Source organism: Rathayibacter sp. AY1A7 (genome assembly GCF_002930845.1).
Lineage (GTDB): Bacteria > Actinomycetota > Actinomycetes > Actinomycetales > Microbacteriaceae > Rathayibacter.
In genome coordinates, this window is record NZ_PSTL01000010.1 from 63,957 (window position 1) to 81,974 (window position 18,018).

Genomic DNA, 18,018 nt, shown 5'->3' on the forward strand with positions numbered 1-18,018 from the left:
GAGCGTAAAATCGCTGGAGTCCGCGTCGCCGTGCCGTCGCGCGCCCAGCCGTCCGCTCCCGGACGCCTTCTCCCTCCATCCCAGAGAGGCTCGACCGTGGCCATCGCCGCCGACTCCGACCGCCGCCTGTGGACCCTGCCCCTCGCGCGCGCCGTGATCGCGGCGGTCGCCGGCTGCGTCGTCACCTTCTCGCCCGACCACGGGCCCGCCTTCGGCCTCGCCGTCTTCGGCGGCTTCGCGATCGCGACCGGCGCCGTCTCGCTCGCCCTCGGGCTCCGCAGCTGGAGCGGCCGGGCCCGCCCGCTCGCCCTCGGCTCCGCGGTGCTCACCCTGGTCGCCGGAGTCGCGGCGCTCGTCGCGCTCCCGGTCGCCAACCTGCTCTCCTTCGTCGCCCTCGTCGCCGGCTGGGCGCTGCTCTCCGGCTTCCTCGAGTTCTCGAGCGGCCGCCGCGGTCAGGGCCTCGCCGCCCGCGACTCCGTGATCGTCGGCGTCGGCACGATGCTGCTCGGCGCCGCCTTCGGACTCCTCCCGCCCCACCCCGTCGTCACCGTCGGCCTCCTCGGCGCCTACGCCGTGATGGTCGCCGTCTTCCTCGCCATCGCGGCGTTCTCGCTCAAATGGGCCGCCGGCGCCGACGCAGCCACCGGACACGATCCCGTCGCCCCCACGACACCGACCTCCGGAGGAGACCGATGACCGCCGAAGGCCAGCAGCCCGACCCCGCCTCTCCCGCCGACCGCGCCTCGGCGGCCGACTCCGCCCCGGCGCGCGACCCCGGCGAGTTCACGCCCCGCACGTTCCAGCCGACCCGCAAGGACCGCCTGCGCCCGCTCGAGCTCATCGGCTTCTCCGCGGTGATGGCGGCCTTCGTCGGCCTGGTCGTCATGCTCTCGACCCGCGAGCCGGTCGTCGCGCTCATCTCGTTCGGCGTCGCCTTCATCGTCGTGCTCGTCGCGATCGCCATGTTCTCGCTGACCTTCAAGCCGGACGAGGCCGAGATCGCGGACATCGACGAGCAGGACTCCGCACACTAGGCGAGGGACGGCTCCGCCGCTCCCAGTCGGCCGGGAGCACGCCGCGCGGGCGGATAGTCCCTTCCGCCGCGCATGCTGATGGAGCAGCCCGGAGGGCGTCTCGAGATCCCGCCTGCGCATGCGGGCGCCGCTTCCGCGTCGGTGGTCGCGCGTAGCGTGCGGAGGGTGGCGGAGGCGATCGGGCGGTGGTGGCAGCGGCGGCGGTTCTCGCGCGGCGCCGACGTCCCCTACGCGGTCGGCACCTACCGGGAGGCGTGGGCGTCCTACCCCGTCCTGGTGCGGCAGTACCGGCCCGAGTACAACGAGGGCATCGTGCTCAGCCAGATCCCGCCCGCGGCCGACGTGTACCTGTGCTGGCTCTGCGACGCCGGGCATGTCTTCGTCGCCACCCCCGAGGAGCAACGCCACCGTCCCGGCCGGGAGCGGCGCCGCTCCTCCTGGTGCCCCGACTGCGCCGAGCTCGCCTCGCCGCGCCTGCCCCGGGCCGCGCCGATGATCGGCGGTCGGCTCGCCGAAGTGCTCGCGCCGACGTCCGCCCCCGGCGACGGCTCCTTCGTCCTCCTGGCGCCGCCCGCCGTGATCGCGCGGGGGCTCCCGACGTCCGCGTCGCCCACCGGCCGCGGGTCCGCGTCACCCGCCGACCCGAGCGGATCCGCGCCCGCCGCGTCGTCGACTCCTCCGTCCGCTCGATCCACCCCTCCAGCTGCCGCCGCTCGGTCCGCGCTCCCGACCCCGGCCCGCGCGCGTGTGCCCGAAGACGCCGGACCTCCCCGTCGGCGAGCCCTTCGCCAGCCGGTGCGCGCCTCCTCCCGCCTCCGCCGTCGAGGCGCGGCTCCGGGCACTCCTCGCCGAGCGGCTCGTCTTCGATCCGGCGCACACGGCGGTGCGTCTGAAGCGGCCGTTCTTCGAGCACTGCGAGGCGTGGCCCGACCTGGTGCTCGGCGAGCTGCGCGTCGCGATCGAGTACGACTCCACCGGCCGTCACGGACTCGAGCACGTCGGGCACCGCGAGGAGGCCGACCGGCGGAAGGACCGCGCGCTCCGCTCCGCCGGGTGGGAGGTGGTGCGCATCCGCACGGGGAAGCTGCTGCCGCTCGGCCCCCACGACCTGGTCGCCACGGGAGTCACGGCCGCGCTGGCGGACCGTCTGGTCGACCGGCTCCGCGATGTCCGTGGTCCGCTGCTCGTCGACGCCTGGGGGCGCTGAGCGCGTCGTGCGGCGGCTGCGGGACGGTCCTCCGGGATCCGTCCCCGTGGCGCCCTCCCCGTCGCTCCGTCCCGGTGTCCGGCTCGGCGGAGCGGGACCCGCGGATGCAGTGCCGGCGAGTGGGAACCGTCGAGTGGGAACCGGCGAGTCGCAGCCGCCCGCTCGCAGCCGGCGCGTCAGAGCCGCAGGGCCAGCGCCTCGCTGCGCCAGCGGCGGTGCAGGGCCCAGGGGTCGGGCTCCCCGGCGCGCACGGTCTCGATGTGGGCGTCGAGCACGGGGCTGCGCGCGAACCACTCGGTGCGCTCCAGGCGCTCGTCGGCGAACTGGGCGTGCCGATGCTGCTCGAGTGCTCGCCCGCCGCGCTCGAACGCGAGGAGCTCCTCGTGCCGGAGCCGGTGGAGGCGCTGCCGGGGATTGCCGCTGGTGCCGATCTTGATCCGCTCGCCGAAGCGGATGTAGTAGACGACGTCGACCCGGGGCGGCGGCAGCTCGCCGTCGGGAGCGTCGCCGAGCCGCCACTCGCAGGCGGCGCAGAGCCAGGCGGAGGGGAGCCGGACGCCCAGGCGGGACCCGCACGCCGCGCACGGCGAGGGCAGGACGTCGATCACGCCGTCCTCGCGGGCGACCCAGTCGTGCGCGAGCCCGAGGTGCGCCGCGCAGAGCGCGAGGGGGGCGCCCGTCTCGGCCGAGGAGGCGCACCCTCCGATCGCGCACGCTGACATGCCGCCGACGCTAGGTGCGACCCCCGACATCGCGCCGCCGTCGACCGCGCCGCCGCGAGCACGCAGGAGTCGGAGTGCTCGCTCTCGAGGACGGCGGCACCCGCGCGCTCGCTGCCCGGCGGATCAGCTCAGGCGGTCGACCAGCGACGAGGCGAGGCCCGTGTAGCCGCCCGGCGTCAGCGCCAGCAGGCGCTCCTTCGCCGCGTCGCCGATGTCGAGACCCTGCACGAAGACGGCGAGGTCGTCGGCACCGAGGCGCTTGCCGCGGGTCAGGTCCTTCAGCAGCGCGTACGGGTCGGTGATCGAGGAGCGGCCGGCCGCCACCTCTGCGCGGATCACCGTCTGGATCGCCTCGGCCAGCACCTCCCAGTTGCCGTCGAGGTCGGCGGCGAGGGCGGTCGGGTCGAGGTCGATCTCGAGCAGGCCGCGGGCGATGTTGTCGAGGGCGAGGAGGGAGTGGCCGAACGCGACGCCGATGTTGCGCTGCGTGGTCGAGTCGGTGAGGTCGCGCTGGAGGCGCGAGGTGACCAGGGTCTGCGCGAGCGAGTCGAGCAGGGCGCTGGAGAGCTCGAGGTTCGCCTCGGCGTTCTCGAAGCGGATCGGGTTGATCTTGTGCGGCATCGTGGACGAGCCGGTCGCCCCGGCCTGGGGGATCTGCCGGAAGTAGCCGAGCGAGATGTAGGTCCAGACATCGGTGCAGATGTTGTGCAGGATGCGGTTCGCGTGCGCGGCCCTGCCGTAGAGCTCGGCCTGCCAGTCGTGCGACTCGATCTGGGTGGTCAGCGGGTTGAAGACGAGGCCGAGGGAGGTGACGAACTCCTCCGCGAGGGCGGGCCAGTCGGTGCCGGGGTCGGCGGCGAGGTGCGCGGCGAACGTGCCCGTCGCTCCGCTGAACTTGCCCAGGTACTCCGTCGCCTCGATCTGCGCGACGACCCGCTCGAGCCGGTACGCGTAGACGGCGAACTCCTTGCCCATCGTGGTCGGGGTCGCGGGCTGGCCGTGAGTGCGGCTGAGCATCGACTCGTCGCGGTAGCGGACGGCCAGATCCCGGAGCGACGCGACGACCGAGCGCAGCTTCGGCAGCCAGATCTCGCCGACGGCCTGGCGGACCACGATCGCGTAGGAGAGGTTGTTGATGTCCTCGCTGGTGGCGGCGAAGTGGGTGAGCTCGGCGATGCGCTGCAGGCCCAGCTCCTCGAGCCACTGGCGGACGAGGTACTCCACGGCCTTCACGTCGTGGCGGGTGCGGGCCTCGAGGGTCGCCAGCTCGTCGATCTCGGGCTGGCCGAAGTCGCGGGCGCGGCGGCGCAGCTCCTCGGCGGTCGCCGCGTCGACGGGCTCGGAGCCGAAGAGGCGGCGGTCGGTCAGCGCCAGCAGCCACTCGACCTCGACGTGCACCCGCGCGCGGTTCAGCCCCGCCTCCGAGAGGTACTCGCCGAGCGACGAGACGGCACCGCTGTAGCGGCCGTCGAGGGGGCTCAGCGGCTGGGTGGGGAGCGAGGTCATGCGGTGGTGCCTTCCGGTTCTCAGGTGTCCTGCGCGAGGGCGGCGCGCGCGTCGGTGGAGTCGGGGCGGACCGAGCGGTTGCCGCGCAGTCCTGGTTCGATCTGGGCGAAGAGGGCCCGGCAGGCGCGCTCGATGAGCGCGAGCACCGAGTCGAACGCCGCCGCATCGGAATAGTAGGGGTCGGGGACGTCGCCCTGCGGGGAGAGGCCGGGCTCGAAGTCGAGCAGGCGGCGGATCTTCTGCCGGTCGACCTCGGTGCGCGCCCAGGAGCGCAGCGCGCGCTCGTGCCCGTGGTCGAGCGCGACGACCAGGTCGAACTCGGCGAAGCGGGACGGGTCGAAGAGCTGGGCGCGGTGGCGGCCCCCGTCGAAGCCGTGCCGCTCCAGCGCCGCGAGGGCGCGGCTGTCGGCGTGCTCGCCGAGGTGCCACTCGCCGGTGCCGGCCGAGCTGATCTCGATCGCGGAGCCGAGCCCCGCCTGCTCCGCCAGGGAGCGCAGCACCACCTCGGCCATCGGCGACCGGCAGATGTTGCCGGTGCAGACGAAGCACACGGCGAAGGCCGAGGGCGCAGGGGAGTCGGGGGTCACCCGCCCATCATGGCGCACCGCGGCTCCTCCACAGCAGGCCGATCGCGGCCGCCGTCCACCGATGGCGCGCGCGGCCTCCCGGGCGGCGGCGGCGCGGCCGATGCTGGCTGCCGAGCCCGCGGTGTCAGTCCTGACGGCGGCGGAGGAAGGGGCGCAGGAGGAGGCCGATGAACCAGTTCACCAGGGCGAGCACGAGGGCGCCGAGCACGCCCCACCAGAAGCCGTCCACGACGAGGCCGAAGCCGAAGAGGCCGCTGATCCAGGCGGTCAGGAGCAGCAGGAGGCCGTTGACGAGGAACGAGACCAGGCCGAGCGTCAGCACGTACAGGGGGAACGCGACCACCCGCACCACCCCGCCGACGACGGCGTTGACGACGCCGAAGATCACCGCCACCAGCAGGTACGTGAGGACCGCCGCGGCGGGTCCCTCCTCGTACGGGTCCACGCGCACGCCCGCCACGACCAGGGTCGTGAGCCAGATCGCGACGGCGTTGGTCAGGAGGCCGAGGAGGAGTCTGCTCATGCCTCCACTATCCCCGCAGGCGGGGCGCGCCGCGAGCCGGGGCTCAGGTGAGGGGCCCGCCGATGGTCGGCTCGGGCGCAGGAGTGCAGAGGCGGGGGTCGTCGGCGCAGGTCCGCGGAGGGAGCACCGCGGTGGGCTCGGGCTGCGGCAGGGGCTCCGCCGTCGGCTGCGGGGCCTCGGTCGGCTCGGGGGCGGGCGCGGGTGCCGGCTCCGGAGCCGGGGGATCGGGCGTCGGCTCCTGGGTGGGCGCGGGCGCCGTGGTCGGCCGGGGAGCTGCGGGAGGCGCGGGGCGCGGGGGAGGAGCGAATCCGCTGCCCGGCTCCGGGACGAGCGGCTCGCGGGCCTCGATCACGGCGACGGCCAGCGGAGCGACCGCGGCTCCCGAGGCGAGGGCGCTCCGGAGCTGCTCGACCGCGTCGGTCAGCACCGCCCGCCGGGACGTCGATCCGCGACCGGAGGCGAGGGTCGACGTGGCGAGGCCGAGCACGCGCTCGGCCAGCGCCGTCCGCTGCTCCCCGGCCGCGGTCGTCGCGGTGGTGATGGCGTCGGCCGAGACTCCCTCGAGCGCTGCGTTCAGGGATCCGATCGCCACCAGCAGATCGGTGCGGGCCGCGCCCGCGACGGTGCCGTCGGTCGCGGTGAGGAGCGCGAGCGAGTCGTTCCGCAGCGCGAGGCCGGCCTCGCGCGCGGCGGTGTAGGCCGGGGGAGCGGCGACGTCGATGGACGTCTCCCGGAGAGTCGGGGTCGCCTGCGTGCCCTCCGCGGAGGGCGTGCATCCGGTGAGCGCGCCGGCGGCGACGAGCAGGGCGATCGCGGCCGTGGCGCCCCGGAGGAGCGGGCGCGCACCCCCGCGCCGCTCGGCTCGCCCTCGACTCCGCATCACTGCACCCTAATCGGGGGACGGCCGCCGTGGGCGCCGGTCAGCGGGGCGGTTCGCGCATCCGAGACCCGGGTCGGCCGCACCTCCGGGCCGCACCGGCGGCGCTCGACCGGTGGGAAGGGGGCCCGGCGCACGCCCGTCGAGGGCGGGGGACGGCGCGCGCGGAACGGCGGGGCGCCCGCCGCCGCGCCGCCTAGCATGGGGCGTGTGACCGACCAGCAGGAGCCTCCCGTCCGCCTCCGCCCCGAGATCCTGGCGCTCCCCGCCTACAAGCAGGGCCGCGCGGCCGCCGCCGACGCCTTCAAGCTCTCCTCCAACGAGAACCCGTTCGACCCGCTGCCCTCCGTGCTCGCGCGGGTCCGCGAGGTGGACGACTTCAACCGGTACCCGGACGCGGCGGCGACCGCCCTGCGCACAGCGCTCGCCGCGGAGTACGGCGTCCCGATCGAGGAGGTGATCGTCGGAGCCGGCTCCGTCGCGGTCATCGCCCAGCTCATCACCGCGGCGGCGGGCCCGGGCGACGAGGTCGTCTACGCCTGGCGCTCGTTCGAGGCGTACCCCTCGCTCGTCACGACGGCGGGCGCCACCAGCGTGCGCGTGCCACTCCGCGCCGACGACACCCACGACCTCGACGCCATGGCGCGGGCCGTCACCGAGCGCACCCGCCTGCTGATCGTCTGCAGCCCCAACAACCCCACCGGCACCGTCGCCACCGCCGACGACGTCGAGGCGCTCCTCGAGCGCGTCCCGGGAGACGTCCTCGTGCTCCTCGACGAGGCGTACGCCGAGTTCGTCGACGACGAGCGGGCCGTGGACGGCACCCGCCTGCTCGGCCGCTACCCGAACCTCGTGATCGCCCGCACCTTCTCCAAGGCGTACGGCCTCGCCGGCCTCCGCGTCGGCTACGCGATCGGCCACGCGCGGATCCTCGACGCCGCCCGCTCCACCGCCATCCCGCTCTCGGTCACCCGGTTCGCCGAGACCGCGGCGGTCGCCTCCCTCGAGCACCGCGAGGAGCTCCTCGAGCGCGTCCACCGCATCACCCGCCTCCGCGACGACCTCTGGCGGGCGCTGCTCGACCAGGGCTGGACGATCCCGGAGTCGCAGGCGAACTTCCTCTGGTTCGACACCCGCGAGGACACGGCGCGGGCGGCCGAGGTCTTCGAGCGCGCGGGAGTCGTGGTCCGCGCGTTCCCGCCGGAGGGGATCCGCGTCTCCGTCGGCGAGGCGCGCTCTGTCGACAAGCTCCTCAGCGCGGCGGCCGAGATTGTGGCTTCCCTCCCCGAGGGCCACCCCGCGAGACGGATAGGTTAGTCGGGTGGTAGCCACCAGCACGGAGTCGCCGACTGTCCAGTTCCTCTCCGCGGACGGGCGGTTCTCGCCGACCCGCGCGGCCGAGCAGTACGCCTCCTACCTCGACGGGGTGGACGAGGCGCAGCACCGCTCCTTCTACCGCGAGATGGCGGTGGTCCGCCGCTTCGACACCGAGGCCGCGAACCTGCAGCGCCAGGGCCAGCTCGGACTGTGGGTCCCGAGCCACGGCCAGGAGGCGGCGCAGGTCGGCTCCGCGTTCGCGATGCGCCCGCAGGACCACGTGTTCCCCTCCTACCGCGAGCACGTCGTCGGCAAGATCCGCGGCATCGACCTGCTCGGCGTCCTCGCGCTCCTGCGCGGCACGACGCACGGCGGCTGGGACCCGACCGACCCGACGAACGGGAACTTCCACCTCTACACGCTGGTGCTGGGCTCCCAGGCCCTGCACGCGACCGGCTACGCGATGGGCCTCACCCTCGACGGAGCGACCGGCACGGGCGACCCCGAGAAGGACGCGGCCGTCGTCGTGTACTTCGGCGACGGCGCCTCCAGCCAGGGCGACGTCAGCGAGGCGATGGTCTTCGCCGCGAGCTACCAGGCTCCCGAGGTCTTCTTCCTCCAGAACAACCACTACGCGATCTCGGTCCCCGTGGCCACGCAGTCGCGCAGCCCCCTCTACCTCCGCTCCTCCGGCTTCGGCATCCCCGGCGTGCAGATCGACGGCAACGACGTGCTCGCGAGCTACGCGGTCACCGCCAAGCACCTGCAGGACGCGCGCTCCGGCGGCGGTCCCCAGTTCATCGAGGCGCTGACCTACCGGATCGGCGCGCACACCTCGAGCGACGACCCGACGAAGTACCGCACCGACGACGAGCTCGCCTCGTGGGTCGCGAAGGATCCGATCACCCGCTTCGCCGCGTTCCTGCGGAGCGAGGGCGTGGAGCAGTCCTTCTTCGACGAGGTCGACGAGGAGGCGAAGGACTTCGCGTCCGACATCCGCCGCCGCCTCCTCGCCCTCGAGGTCCCGCCCACGGGCGTCATGTTCGACCACGTCTACTCGGAGCCGCACGTGCTCGTCGAGGAGCAGAAGGCGTGGCTGCAGCGCTACGAAGAATCGTTCGGAGGCGAGTGATGACGATCGACACCAGCACGACGGCCGCGCAGCCGCCCCTCACCGGGTCGCAGCTCGAGTCCATGTCCATGGCCAAGGCGCTCAACGCCGGCCTCCGCCGCGCGATGACGCAGGACGACCGCGTCCTCCTGATGGGCGAGGACATCGGCCCCCTGGGCGGCGTCTTCCGCATCACCGAGGGCCTGCACGCCGAGTTCGGGGCGAAGCGCGTGCTCGACACGCCGCTCGCCGAGTCCGGCATCGTCGGCACCGCGATCGGGCTCGCGATGCGCGGCTTCCGCCCGGTCTGCGAGATCCAGTTCGACGGGTTCATCTACCCGGCGTTCGACCAGATCACCTCGCAGCTGGCCAAGATGACCAACCGCCACGAGGGTGCGATCACCATGCCCGTCGTCATCCGCGTGCCCTACGGCGGGCACATCGGAGCGGTCGAGCACCACCAGGAGAGCAACGAGGCGTACTTCGCGCACACCGCGGGCCTGCGCGCGGTCAGCCCGTCGACTCCCAACGACGCCTACTGGATGATCCAGGAGGCCATCGCCTCGGACGACCCCGTCATGTTCTTCGAGCCCAAGAGCCGCTACTGGCCCAAGGGCGACGTCGACCTCAGCGGGTCCGCCGCGCCGCTGCACGCCAGCCGCGTCGTCCGCCAGGGCACCGAGGTCACGCTGGTCGGCTGGGGCCCGATGGTCGCCGTCCTCCTCCAGGCCGCCGAGCTCGCGGGCGAGGAGGGCACGAGCGTCGAGGTCGTCGACCTGCGCTCGCTCTCCCCGATCGACTGGGAGCCGCTGCTCGCGTCGGTCCGCAGGACCGGTCGGCTCGTCGTCGCGCAGGAGGCGTCCGCGAACGTGAGCCTCGGCTCCGAGATCGCGGCGACCGTCACCGAGCGCGCCTTCTTCTCGCTGGAGGCGCCGGTCCTCCGGGTCGCCGGCTTCGACACCCCCTTCCCGCCCGCCAAGGTCGAGAAGCTCTTCCTCCCCGACGTCGACCGCGTGCTCGAGGCCGTCGACCGCTCGCTCGCGTACTGACGCGCGCGACATCCGCCCGCACGAGCCCACAGGAGTCCCCCCGATGACAGAGCAGTTCCTCCTCCCCGACGTCGGCGAGGGCCTCACCGAGGCCGAGATCGTGGCCTGGAAGGTCAAGGTCGGCGACGAGGTGGCCGTCAACCAGGTCCTCGTCGAGATCGAGACCGCCAAGTCGCTCGTCGAGCTCCCCTCGCCGTTCAGCGGCACCGTGGTCGACGTGCTCGTCGACCACGGTGCCGCTGAACGGCGAGGGCTCCGGAGCCGCGCTCGTCGGCTACGGCACCGCCGGCGGACACGTCCAGACCCGCCGCCGCCGACCGGGCGCCACCGCCCCGGCCGCCGCGCCCGCCGCCCGCCCGACGGCCCCGGCCCGGCCCGCCTCCGTGCCGGCCGCCGCCGCGCTCCCCGTCATCGCGAAGCCGCCGATCCGCAAGCTCGCGAAGGACCTCGACGTCGACCTCCTCGAGGTGCAGGCCACCGGCCTCGCCGGCGAGGTCACCCGCGACGACGTCATCCGCCACGCCTCCCAGGCCAGCGTCTTCCGCAACATCCAGACCCCCGCCTGGGGCGACGACCGCGAGGAGCGCATCCCCGTGCGCGGCGTCCGCAAGGCGATCGCCGCCGCGATGTCGACGAGCGCGTTCACCGCGCCCCACGTCAGCGTCTTCGTCGACGTCGACGCGACCCGCACCATGGAGTTCGTCAAGCGCCTCAAGAACTCGCCCGACTTCGCCGGCGTCAAGGTCTCGCCGCTGCTCATCATGGCCAAGGCCATCATCTGGGCCGTCCGCCGCAACCCCACCGTCAACTCCGCCTGGACCGACACCGAGATCGTCGTCCGCCACTACGTCAACCTCGGCATCGCCGCGGCCACCCCGCGCGGACTGCTCGTCCCCAACGTCAAGGACGCCCAGTCGATGAGCCTCCTCGAACTGGCGCAGGCCCTCGAGAAGCTCACCCTCGACGCCCGCGACGGCAAGACCACCGCCGCCGACATGCAGAACGGCACCATCACCATCACCAACATCGGCGTGTTCGGGATGGACACGGGCACCCCCATCCTCAACCCCGGCGAAGTCGCGATCATCGCCCTCGGCACGATCAAGCAGAAGCCCTGGGTCGTCGACGGCGAGGTCCGCCCCCGCTTCGTCACCACGGTCGGCGGCTCCTTCGACCACCGCGTCGTCGACGGCGACGTCGTCAGCCGCTTCGTCGCCGACGTCGCCAGCGTGCTGGAGGAACCGGCGCTGCTCTTGGATTGAGCGGATTCCTCCTTCGTCGTCATCCGCTCCGCGGTCGGCTTTCCGAGGTGGGGCGTTTCGTGGAGCGGGGAGCGTACCGCTACGGCGAATCGCTGGAACGCGATTCGGCGGTGAGCTCGGCGGTGCTCGATGGAGCGGATTCGTCCTTCGTCGTCATCCGTTCCGCGGTCGGCTGTCCGAGGTGGGGCGTTTCGTGGAGCGGGGAGCGTACCGCTACGGCGAATCGCTGGAACGCGATTCGGCGGTGAGCTGGGCGGTGCTCGATCGGGCGGATTCCTCCTTCGTCGTCATCCGTTCCGCGGTCGGCTGTACGAGGTGGGGCGTTTCGTGGAGCGGGGAGAGCGGGGGAACGGCAGCGGTCAGCGGGGGGAGACGGCGAAGGAGTGCAGGGCGAGGGCGTCGCTCAGGCGGGCGGCGACGCGGGCGCCGCGGACGCTGGTGCCCTGGGGGTCCAGCGGCGGGCTGACGACGGCGGCGCCGAGGCGACCGGGAGCGGAGAGGACGAGGGCGCCCGAGACGCTCGACTTGGCGGGGACGCCGACCGCGCGCATCCAGCGGCCCGAGCCGTCGTAGACGCCGCACGTCGCCATGACCGCGACCACGTCGCGCGCGACCGAGGCCGGCACGACCCGCTCGCCGGTCCCCGGGTGCACGCCGCCGAACGCGAGGGTCGCGCCCATCGCGGCCAGGTCGCGGACGTCGACCAGCACGGCGCACGCCCGGGCGTACGCGGAGACGGCGTCGTCGGCGCTGCGATGCAGGGTGCCCTCCGCGCGCATCAGGTGCGCGAGGGCGTGGTTCCGGTCGCCGAGCAGGTGCTCGTCGGCGGCGACGCTCTCGTCGACGGAGAGCGGGCGGCCGGCGAAGGCGGAGAGGCCGCGGAGGATCCGCTCGCTCCGGCCGTCGGCGTCGCCCCCGTCGACCAGGGCGGCGGTCAGCAGCGCTCCCGCGTTGACCATCGGGTTCGGCGGGCGCCCGGTGCCGCTCTCGAGCTTGAGGGCGTCGAAGGCCTCGCCGGTGGGCTCGATGCCGACGCGGTCGAGCGCGTCGCCGCCGGTGTCGAGGAGCGCGAGCGCGAACAGGAACGGCTTCACGGCCGACTGGATGCTGAACCGCTCCTCCGCGTCGGCGCTCGCGCGGACGGACCCGTCGGGCAGGACGAGCGCGATCGCGCAGAGACCCGGGTCGGCGTCCGCGAGCGCGGGGATGCTGTCGTCGACCTCGCCCCCGTCGTCCGGCAGCACCTCCCGGCGCAGCGCCTCGAGGTCGAAGGCCAGGGGATCGGGGAGGGGGCTCATCCGTCCACTCTGTCAGGGCGGGGAGCCCGTCGCGTCCCGGGCCTCAGACGAGCCCGAACTCCGCGTCCAGCGCGTCCAGCTCCGCGGCGAACGACGCGCGCAGACTCTCCTTCTCATCGGCGGGCAGCCAGGAGGCCTCCGCTCCGGTGAGCGCCATCGCGCGCAGCTGCGCGGCGGTCGCACCGATCGGGCCGGCGGCGAGGCGGTACTCGTCGGCGAGCGTGGTCGGGAACACCCCGGGATCGTCGGAGCAGGGCACGACCCGCAGTCCCGCGTCGAGCATCGCCCGGATGGACGCGCGCCGCCAGGGCCGCCAGGAGCGGCGCGAGGTCGTCGAGGCGACGGTGAACACGACGCCCCGCTCGCGGACGCGCTCGACGACGGCGGGGTCCTCGAGGACGAAGTAGCCGTGATCGATCCGGTCGCAGCCCAGCAGATCGAGGCAGGTCGTCGTGTTGGCCGCGGTCGGGGCGTGCTCGGAGGAGTGGGCGGTCCGGCCCAGGCCGGCCTCCCCGGCGAGGCGGTAGGCGTCGGCGAAGCGCTCGGGCGGACCCGCCGTCTCGAGGTTGTCGAGCCCGATCCCCGCCACGTACTCGTGGGGGTGGCGGACGACCTCGCGAACCAGCTCGAGCGCCTCCTCCCCGCTGCGGCCCGCGGCTGAGCCGGGACGGTTCCCGACGGGGCCCGCGGGACCGCGCGGCTCCGGGAGGCCGGACGCGGTCCCGCGGGTGGGGCGCCGCTACGCCGTGAGGGCGACCGCCGTCCACGAGACGGGCGGGAGGGTCAGCGTCAGCACGCCGTCCTCGAGCGTCGCCGGGGCCTCGCGCAGGCGCACGCGGTTCTGGTCGTCACGCGTGTTCTTCGCGTAGGGGTCCTCGTCGAACAGGGCCAGCGCCTCCGCGATGCTCGAGACTCCGAGGCCGCTGACGTCGACGGTGACCTCGATCGGCTCCGTCTGCGACCGGTTCACCAGGAAGACGGCCGCGCGGCCCTCGTCGACGGTGGCGACGGAGTCGATGAGCGGAGCGTCGCCGTGACGGGCGGTCGAGTAGGTCCCCGCGTCGATCCGGGGGCGCAGCACCGAGCCGGAGGCCAGGCGCGCGGTGGTCGAGAACGGGAAGAACGTGGTCTGGCGCCACGCGGCTCCGCCCGGCTCGGTCATGATCGGCGCGATCACGTTGACGAGCTGCGCGAGGGAGGCGGAGGTGACCCGGTCGGAGTTCTTCAGCAGCGTGATCATCAGGTTGCCGAGGACGACGGCGTCGGCGACGGAGTAGACGTCCTCGAGCAGGCGCGGGGCGTAGGCCCACTCGCGGGTGCTCTGGTCGCCCTCGGCGTCGGCCTTCTCCTTGGCCTGCCACTCCTCGAGGTACCAGACGTTCCACTCGTCGAAGGAGAGCTTGATGTCCTTCGTCTTCTTGAGCTTGAACTTCACGTGGTCCACGGTCGCCGCGACGGTGGCGATGAAGTACTCCATGTCGAGGGAGGAGGCGAGGAAGGAGCCGAGGTCTCCGTCGTACTCCTGGTAGTAGGCGTGGCACGAGACGTACTCGACGTCGTCGTACGCGTGCTCGAGGACCACGCGCTCCCACTCGCCGAAGGTCGGCATCGACGAGCTCGACGAGCCGCAGACGACCAGCTCGAGCGAGGGGTCGGCGATCTTGAGGGCCTTGGCGGTGCGGGAGGCGAGCTTGCCGTAGTCGTCGGCGCTCATGTGGCCGACCTGCCAGGGGCCGTCCATCTCGTTCCCGAGGCACCACATGCGGATGTCGTAGGGCTCGGTCCCGCCGTTGGCGATGCGCTGGTCGGCGAGAGCGGTGCCGGCCGGTCCGTTGGCGTACTCGAGGACGTCGAGCGCCTCGAGGACGCCGCGGGTGCCGAGGTTGACGGCGTACATGATCTCGCTGCCGGTCAGCTCCGCCCACTTCGCGAAGTCGTCCAGCCCGACCTCGTTGGTCTCGAGCGAGTGCCAGGCCAGGTCGCGGCGGCGGGGGCGCTCGGAGCGCGGGCCGACGCCGTCCTCCCAGCGGTAGCCCGAGACGAAGTTGCCGCCGGGGTAGCGGATCGTCGTGGTGCCCAGCTCCTTGACCAGCTCGACCACGTCGAGGCGGAAGCCGTCCTCGTTCGAGGCGGGGTGGCCGGGCTCGTAGATGCCGTCGTACACGCAGCGGCCGAGGTGCTCGACGAATGAGCCGAAGAGGCGCGGAGTGACGGGGGCGACGACCGCGGCGGGGTCGAGGCTGATGCGCGCGGTGGCGGCGGGGGCGTCGGTCATGAGGGCCTTTCGGGCTTCGGGCTCCCGCAGCGGGCTCGGCGGCGAGCGGTCTTTCTAACGTTGTACACGATGGTCCGCCCCGCCTCCGCTGCTGTCAAGAGCGGCACGGGCCCCACCCGCCTCGCTGCGCCGCTGCCGAGGTCGGCAGACCTCCTCGCGCGTCGGCCCTCCCCGCCGCCGCTCAGCGCACCTGTGCTCGACTGGGCGGGTGCCCTCCTCCGATGCCGTCACCGACGCCTGCTCCGAGCTCGCCGACCGCGCCGACGCCCTCGCGGCGTCGCATCCCCGCCCGCGGGCGTTCCTCGCGGCCGTCGCGAAGGACGTCGCCGGCATCCGCAGTGCCCCGCTCGGCGCCCTCGACCTGGCGCGCGGCGGCCGCAACCGGGTCCGGGGGAAGGGCTTCCGCCGCCCCTACGACGACGGCACCCGCGGCCAGGCCCGCCACTTCGCCGGCGTCGCGGGCGCCACGCTGTACCTCGGCGGCCCGCTCGCGCACCTGTTCCTCCGCACCGTCGGCGGCGACGTCCGCGGCTCGGCCGACGACCGGCTGACGACGCGGGCCGTGGAGTGGAGCCGGCTCCTCCGCCGCGGCGAGCTGGCCGTCGCGGACGCGGGAGCGTGGATCCGCCGCGAGATCTGCGGCAGCGGGACCTGCGCCTAGGCCCCGTCCGACGCCCGTCCGACGGCCGGGTCCTCCGCGATCGGCCGGCCCGCGGTCGACTCCCGGGCGACCACGGTGAACGCCGCCTCGTGGAGCGTCCCGGGGCCGGTGCGGGTGCCCTCGATCCGGGCCTGCAGCACCTCGACCGCGGTGCGCGCGATCTCGTCGCGCCCCGAGTCCACGGTGGAGAGGCTGGGGGAGGAGTAGCCCGCCTCGTCGATGTCGTCGAAGCCGATCACCGCCACCTCCTCGGGGACGCGGACCCCCGCCTCCTGGAGCGCGCGGACCGCGCCGAGCGCGAGGGTGTCGTTGAGCGCGAACACGGCGTCGAAGTCGAGCCCGGAGGCCAGCACGCGGCGCATCGCCTCGGCGCCGCCGGAGCGCCGCCACGGGCCCGAGACGCCGATCATCCGCTCGTCGTAGGCGATGCCGGCCTCGGCGAGCGCGGCGCGGTAGCCCTCGAGGCGGAGCGACGCCGAGCTGACGGCGGCGTCGGGGTGGGTCCCGAGCGCCACGATCCGGCGCCGGCCGGAGGCGAGCAGGTGCGCGGTGGCCGCGTGCGCCGCGGCGGTGTTCTGCATGGTGACGTGGTCGACCAGCCCGGTGAAGATCCGCTCGCCGAGCAGCACCAGGGGGAAGCCGACCGCGAGCGCGTCCTCGTCGGCGAGGCCCAGCGGGCTGAAGAGCAGCCCGTCGGTGAGCTGCCGGCGCTCGCTCGCCAGGACGCTCCGCTCGCGCTCGGGGTCGCCGCCGGTCTGCTCGATCAGCACCGTCAGGCCGCGCTCGTCGGCGGCGCGCATCACGCTGTCGGCGAGCTCGGCGAAGTAGGGGAGGCTCAGCTCCGGCAGGGCGAGGCCGATCACGCCGGTACGGCCGCGGCGCAGGCTCCGCGCGGAGAGGTTGGGCCGGTAGCCCAGCTGCGCGATGGCCGCCTGCACCCGGGAGCGGGTGGCCGGGCGCACGTGCGGATAGTCGTTGATCACGTTCGAGACGGTCTTGATCGAGACGTCGGCGGCGCGGGCGACGTCGTGCAGCGTGACGGCCACGGTCCTCCCTCCGCTCGGCCTTCACGCTACCCCGGGGCTCCGCTCCGGCCTGTCGCGGATCGACGCCGGGGCGGCGTATGGGCGGGGCGCTCCGCCGGAGCAGGACGCGCCCCGCGGCCGATCAGGTGTACCAGCTGGGCTCGGGGACCGTGTCGAGCAGGGCGAAGACGCCGACCTCGCGGCGCTTGTAGGGCAGCGGATCGTGCAGGGAGTGGGTGCGGAGGTTCCGCCAGTAGAGGTCGAGTCCGACCGAGCTCGCGGAGGCGCGGGCGCCGGTCAGCTCGAAGACGCGGGTCGCCGTCGCGAGGCCGTCCTCCACGATCCGCGCCTTGGCCGCGGCGATCCGCACGGCGATCTCGCCACGGCGCCGAGGCGTCAGCTCCTCGCGCGGAGCGTGCAGCGCGGCCGAGAGCGCGGCCCCCGTCGCGTCGATCAGCGCCTCGTCGGCCCAGAGCCGGGACTGCAGGTCGCCGTATCCCTCGAGCACGTACCACTCGTCGCCGGCGCGCTCCTTGTCGTCGCCGCCGTACGGCCAGGCCCGGGTGCGCTCGCGGGTGTACTGCGCCGCGCGCTCGAGAGCTCCCTGCGCGATGCCGAGGTAGAACTCGGCGAAGATCTGCTGGATGACGGGCACGTTGAGGGTGTTGTAGACGAGCGGACGGTAGACCTTGTCGACGAAGCCGGCCGCCGCCGCCCACGGCACGCGGACGCCGCGGATCTCGACGGAGCCGGACTCGGTGAGCCGCTGGCCGAGGCTGTCCCAGTCGCGGCCGAAGACGATCCCCTCCTGATCGGTGGGGACGATCGCGAAGAGGTGGGTGTCCGTCCCCTCGAGCACCCCCTCGAGCACGGTCAGGTCGCTGACCACGCCGCCGGTCGAGAACGACTTGCGGCCGGTGAAGACCAGCTCGTCGCCCTCCTCCCGCACGGTGAGGTCGGAGTCGCGCGGGTTCACCGCGCCTCCGTAGAGGAGGTCCCCCTCGGTCGCGAGCTGCTCGACCGCGATGATCTGCTCGGGGGTCCCCACGAGGCGGGCCGCCCAGGCCCAGAGGTAGTGGTAGCCGAGCAGCTGGCCGATCGAGCCGTCGCCGCGCGCGACGGTGCGGACGACGCGGAGGGCGGTGGTCCACTCCTGGGCACCGCCGCCGTGCTCGGCGGGCCCGAGCAGCGTGACGAGGCCGGCCGCCTTGAGCAGGGCGACCTCGGCGAAGGGGGCGGCGCCGGCGCGGTCGCGCTCGAGGGCGTCGGTCGCGAGCACGGCGGCGACCTCCTCGGCGCGGACGAGCCAGGCGTCGGGGGAGTCGGGCCGGGGTGCGGCCGACCAGTGCTCGGCGGCGGCGCCGATCGTCGTCGCGGCGTCGGCGCCGGCGGTCGTGGGTGCGGTGGTGGTCACGGTGTCCTCGTCTCGTCGGGGGGCGGTGTGCAGCGACTGTGCCAGGGGCGAGGTGCTCGGAGCGAGGCGCGTGTCGCCCCGTGTCCGCGTGTGTCCGCGGATGACCGGCGGGCGCCTCTGCACGATTTTGACAATCGTTATCAATAGCCG

16 protein-coding genes and 2 pseudogenes are annotated in these 18,018 nt (G+C 73.9%); 8 read left to right on the top strand and 10 right to left on the bottom strand.

Annotated features, from left to right (window positions below; all coding sequences use genetic code 11):
- Positions 1–96: 96 nt before the first annotated feature.
- The 3 genes and pseudogenes from C5B95_RS09695 to C5B95_RS18090 all read left to right on the top strand — a co-directional run bounded on the left by C5B95_RS09695 (position 97) and on the right by C5B95_RS18090 (position 2,241).
- Entirely contained in the window at positions 97–696 is a 600-nt protein-coding gene (locus C5B95_RS09695; protein WP_104225185.1) for a DUF308 domain-containing protein, read from the top strand.
- Positions 693–1,034 (top strand): hypothetical protein, encoded by a 342-nt coding sequence (locus tag C5B95_RS17895; RefSeq protein WP_258059918.1) that lies wholly within the window; start codon positions 693–695, stop codon positions 1,032–1,034. Before C5B95_RS09695 ends, C5B95_RS17895 begins: the two co-directional genes overlap by 4 nt.
- Before the next feature lie 177 nt (positions 1,035–1,211).
- Positions 1,212–2,241, top strand: a pseudogene (locus tag C5B95_RS18090) (hypothetical protein).
- Positions 2,242–2,417: 176 nt separating this feature from the next.
- On the opposite strand, the gene C5B95_RS09710 reads toward C5B95_RS18090, so the two are convergent.
- The 5 genes from C5B95_RS09710 to C5B95_RS09730 all read right to left on the bottom strand — a co-directional run bounded on the left by C5B95_RS09710 (position 2,418) and on the right by C5B95_RS09730 (position 6,459).
- Positions 2,418–2,963, bottom strand: coding sequence for a GIY-YIG nuclease family protein (locus C5B95_RS09710; RefSeq protein ID WP_104288118.1), 546 nt, complete (start codon positions 2,961–2,963; stop codon positions 2,418–2,420).
- A 123-nt stretch (positions 2,964–3,086) separates the two neighbouring features.
- Positions 3,087–4,469: an adenylosuccinate lyase gene (gene purB / locus C5B95_RS09715; RefSeq protein ID WP_104338151.1), complete on the bottom strand. Its 1,383-nt coding sequence runs from the start codon at positions 4,467–4,469 to the stop codon at positions 3,087–3,089.
- Positions 4,470–4,489: 20 nt separating this feature from the next.
- On the bottom strand, positions 4,490–5,056 hold the full coding sequence (locus tag C5B95_RS09720) for a low molecular weight protein-tyrosine-phosphatase (RefSeq protein WP_181027248.1): 567 nt from the start codon (positions 5,054–5,056) through the stop codon (positions 4,490–4,492).
- A 124-nt stretch (positions 5,057–5,180) separates the two neighbouring features.
- Positions 5,181–5,579, bottom strand: a complete 399-nt coding sequence (locus C5B95_RS09725; protein WP_104225199.1) for a phage holin family protein — start codon at positions 5,577–5,579, stop codon at positions 5,181–5,183.
- A 43-nt stretch (positions 5,580–5,622) separates the two neighbouring features.
- Positions 5,623–6,459 carry a hypothetical protein gene (locus C5B95_RS09730; protein WP_146076558.1) on the bottom strand — a complete coding sequence of 279 codons (837 nt, stop codon included), beginning with the start codon at positions 6,457–6,459 and terminating at the stop codon, positions 5,623–5,625.
- 198 nt (positions 6,460–6,657) lie between these two features.
- On the opposite strand from C5B95_RS09730, the gene hisC reads away from it, so the two are divergent.
- From hisC to C5B95_RS09750, 4 genes and pseudogenes are all read left to right on the top strand, one after another.
- Positions 6,658–7,773 carry a histidinol-phosphate transaminase gene (hisC, locus tag C5B95_RS09735; protein WP_104349047.1) on the top strand — a complete coding sequence of 372 codons (1,116 nt, stop codon included), beginning with the start codon at positions 6,658–6,660 and terminating at the stop codon, positions 7,771–7,773.
- A 4-nt stretch (positions 7,774–7,777) separates the two neighbouring features.
- Positions 7,778–8,905: a thiamine pyrophosphate-dependent dehydrogenase E1 component subunit alpha gene (locus tag C5B95_RS09740; protein WP_104349048.1), complete on the top strand. Its 1,128-nt coding sequence runs from the start codon at positions 7,778–7,780 to the stop codon at positions 8,903–8,905.
- 62 nt (positions 8,906–8,967) lie between these two features.
- Complete coding sequence (locus tag C5B95_RS09745; protein WP_181027250.1) at positions 8,968–9,933, top strand: alpha-ketoacid dehydrogenase subunit beta; 966 nt, start codon at positions 8,968–8,970, stop codon at positions 9,931–9,933.
- 97 nt (positions 9,934–10,030) lie between these two features.
- Positions 10,031–11,195: pseudogene (locus C5B95_RS09750) on the top strand (dihydrolipoamide acetyltransferase family protein).
- 359 nt (positions 11,196–11,554) lie between these two features.
- Here C5B95_RS09750 and glsA read toward each other — a convergent pair.
- The 3 genes from glsA to C5B95_RS09765 form a co-directional block, all read right to left on the bottom strand.
- The gene (gene glsA / locus C5B95_RS09755; protein ID WP_104333721.1) at positions 11,555–12,493 is read right to left on the bottom strand and encodes a glutaminase A; all 939 of its coding nucleotides are present in this window, start codon (positions 12,491–12,493) and stop codon (positions 11,555–11,557) included.
- Between the two features lie 43 nt (positions 12,494–12,536).
- Positions 12,537–13,118, bottom strand: a complete 582-nt coding sequence (locus C5B95_RS09760) for a hypothetical protein (protein WP_104349049.1) — start codon at positions 13,116–13,118, stop codon at positions 12,537–12,539.
- 114 nt (positions 13,119–13,232) lie between these two features.
- Complete coding sequence (locus C5B95_RS09765) at positions 13,233–14,768, bottom strand: alpha-N-arabinofuranosidase (protein WP_104349050.1); 1,536 nt, start codon at positions 14,766–14,768, stop codon at positions 13,233–13,235.
- Positions 14,769–14,976: 208 nt separating this feature from the next.
- On the opposite strand from C5B95_RS09765, the gene C5B95_RS09770 reads away from it, so the two are divergent.
- Positions 14,977–15,429, top strand: coding sequence for a hypothetical protein (locus tag C5B95_RS09770; protein ID WP_104349051.1), 453 nt, complete (start codon positions 14,977–14,979; stop codon positions 15,427–15,429).
- Here the strand turns inward: C5B95_RS09770 and C5B95_RS09775 are convergent.
- Both C5B95_RS09775 and C5B95_RS09780 read right to left on the bottom strand, forming a co-directional pair.
- On the bottom strand, positions 15,426–16,475 hold the full coding sequence (locus tag C5B95_RS09775; protein WP_104349052.1) for a LacI family DNA-binding transcriptional regulator: 1,050 nt from the start codon (positions 16,473–16,475) through the stop codon (positions 15,426–15,428). The two genes, C5B95_RS09770 and C5B95_RS09775, sit on opposite strands and share 4 nt — an antisense overlap.
- 121 nt (positions 16,476–16,596) lie before the next feature.
- Positions 16,597–17,868, bottom strand: a complete 1,272-nt coding sequence (locus tag C5B95_RS09780) for an acyl-CoA dehydrogenase family protein (RefSeq protein ID WP_258059925.1) — start codon at positions 17,866–17,868, stop codon at positions 16,597–16,599.
- Positions 17,869–18,018 lie beyond the last annotated feature (150 nt).

What these genes read in the sequence shown, in the direction of transcription:
- C5B95_RS09730 (WP_146076558.1), bottom strand. Translation starts at nt 6,459, where the DNA reads ATGCGGAGTCGAGGGCGAGCCGAGCGGCGCGGGGGTGCGCGCCCGCTC.
- C5B95_RS09765 (WP_104349050.1), bottom strand. Translation starts at nt 14,768, where the DNA reads ATGACCGACGCCCCCGCCGCCACCGCGCGCATCAGCCTCGACCCCGCC.
- C5B95_RS09745 (WP_181027250.1), top strand. Translation starts at nt 8,968, where the DNA reads ATGTCCATGGCCAAGGCGCTCAACGCCGGCCTCCGCCGCGCGATGACG.
- C5B95_RS17895 (WP_258059918.1), top strand. Translation starts at nt 693, where the DNA reads ATGACCGCCGAAGGCCAGCAGCCCGACCCCGCCTCTCCCGCCGACCGC.
- C5B95_RS09710 (WP_104288118.1), bottom strand. Translation starts at nt 2,963, where the DNA reads ATGTCAGCGTGCGCGATCGGAGGGTGCGCCTCCTCGGCCGAGACGGGC.
- hisC (WP_104349047.1), top strand. Translation starts at nt 6,658, where the DNA reads ATGGGGCGTGTGACCGACCAGCAGGAGCCTCCCGTCCGCCTCCGCCCC.
- C5B95_RS09725 (WP_104225199.1), bottom strand. Translation starts at nt 5,579, where the DNA reads ATGAGCAGACTCCTCCTCGGCCTCCTGACCAACGCCGTCGCGATCTGG.
- purB (WP_104338151.1), bottom strand. Translation starts at nt 4,469, where the DNA reads ATGACCTCGCTCCCCACCCAGCCGCTGAGCCCCCTCGACGGCCGCTAC.
- glsA (WP_104333721.1), bottom strand. Translation starts at nt 12,493, where the DNA reads ATGAGCCCCCTCCCCGATCCCCTGGCCTTCGACCTCGAGGCGCTGCGC.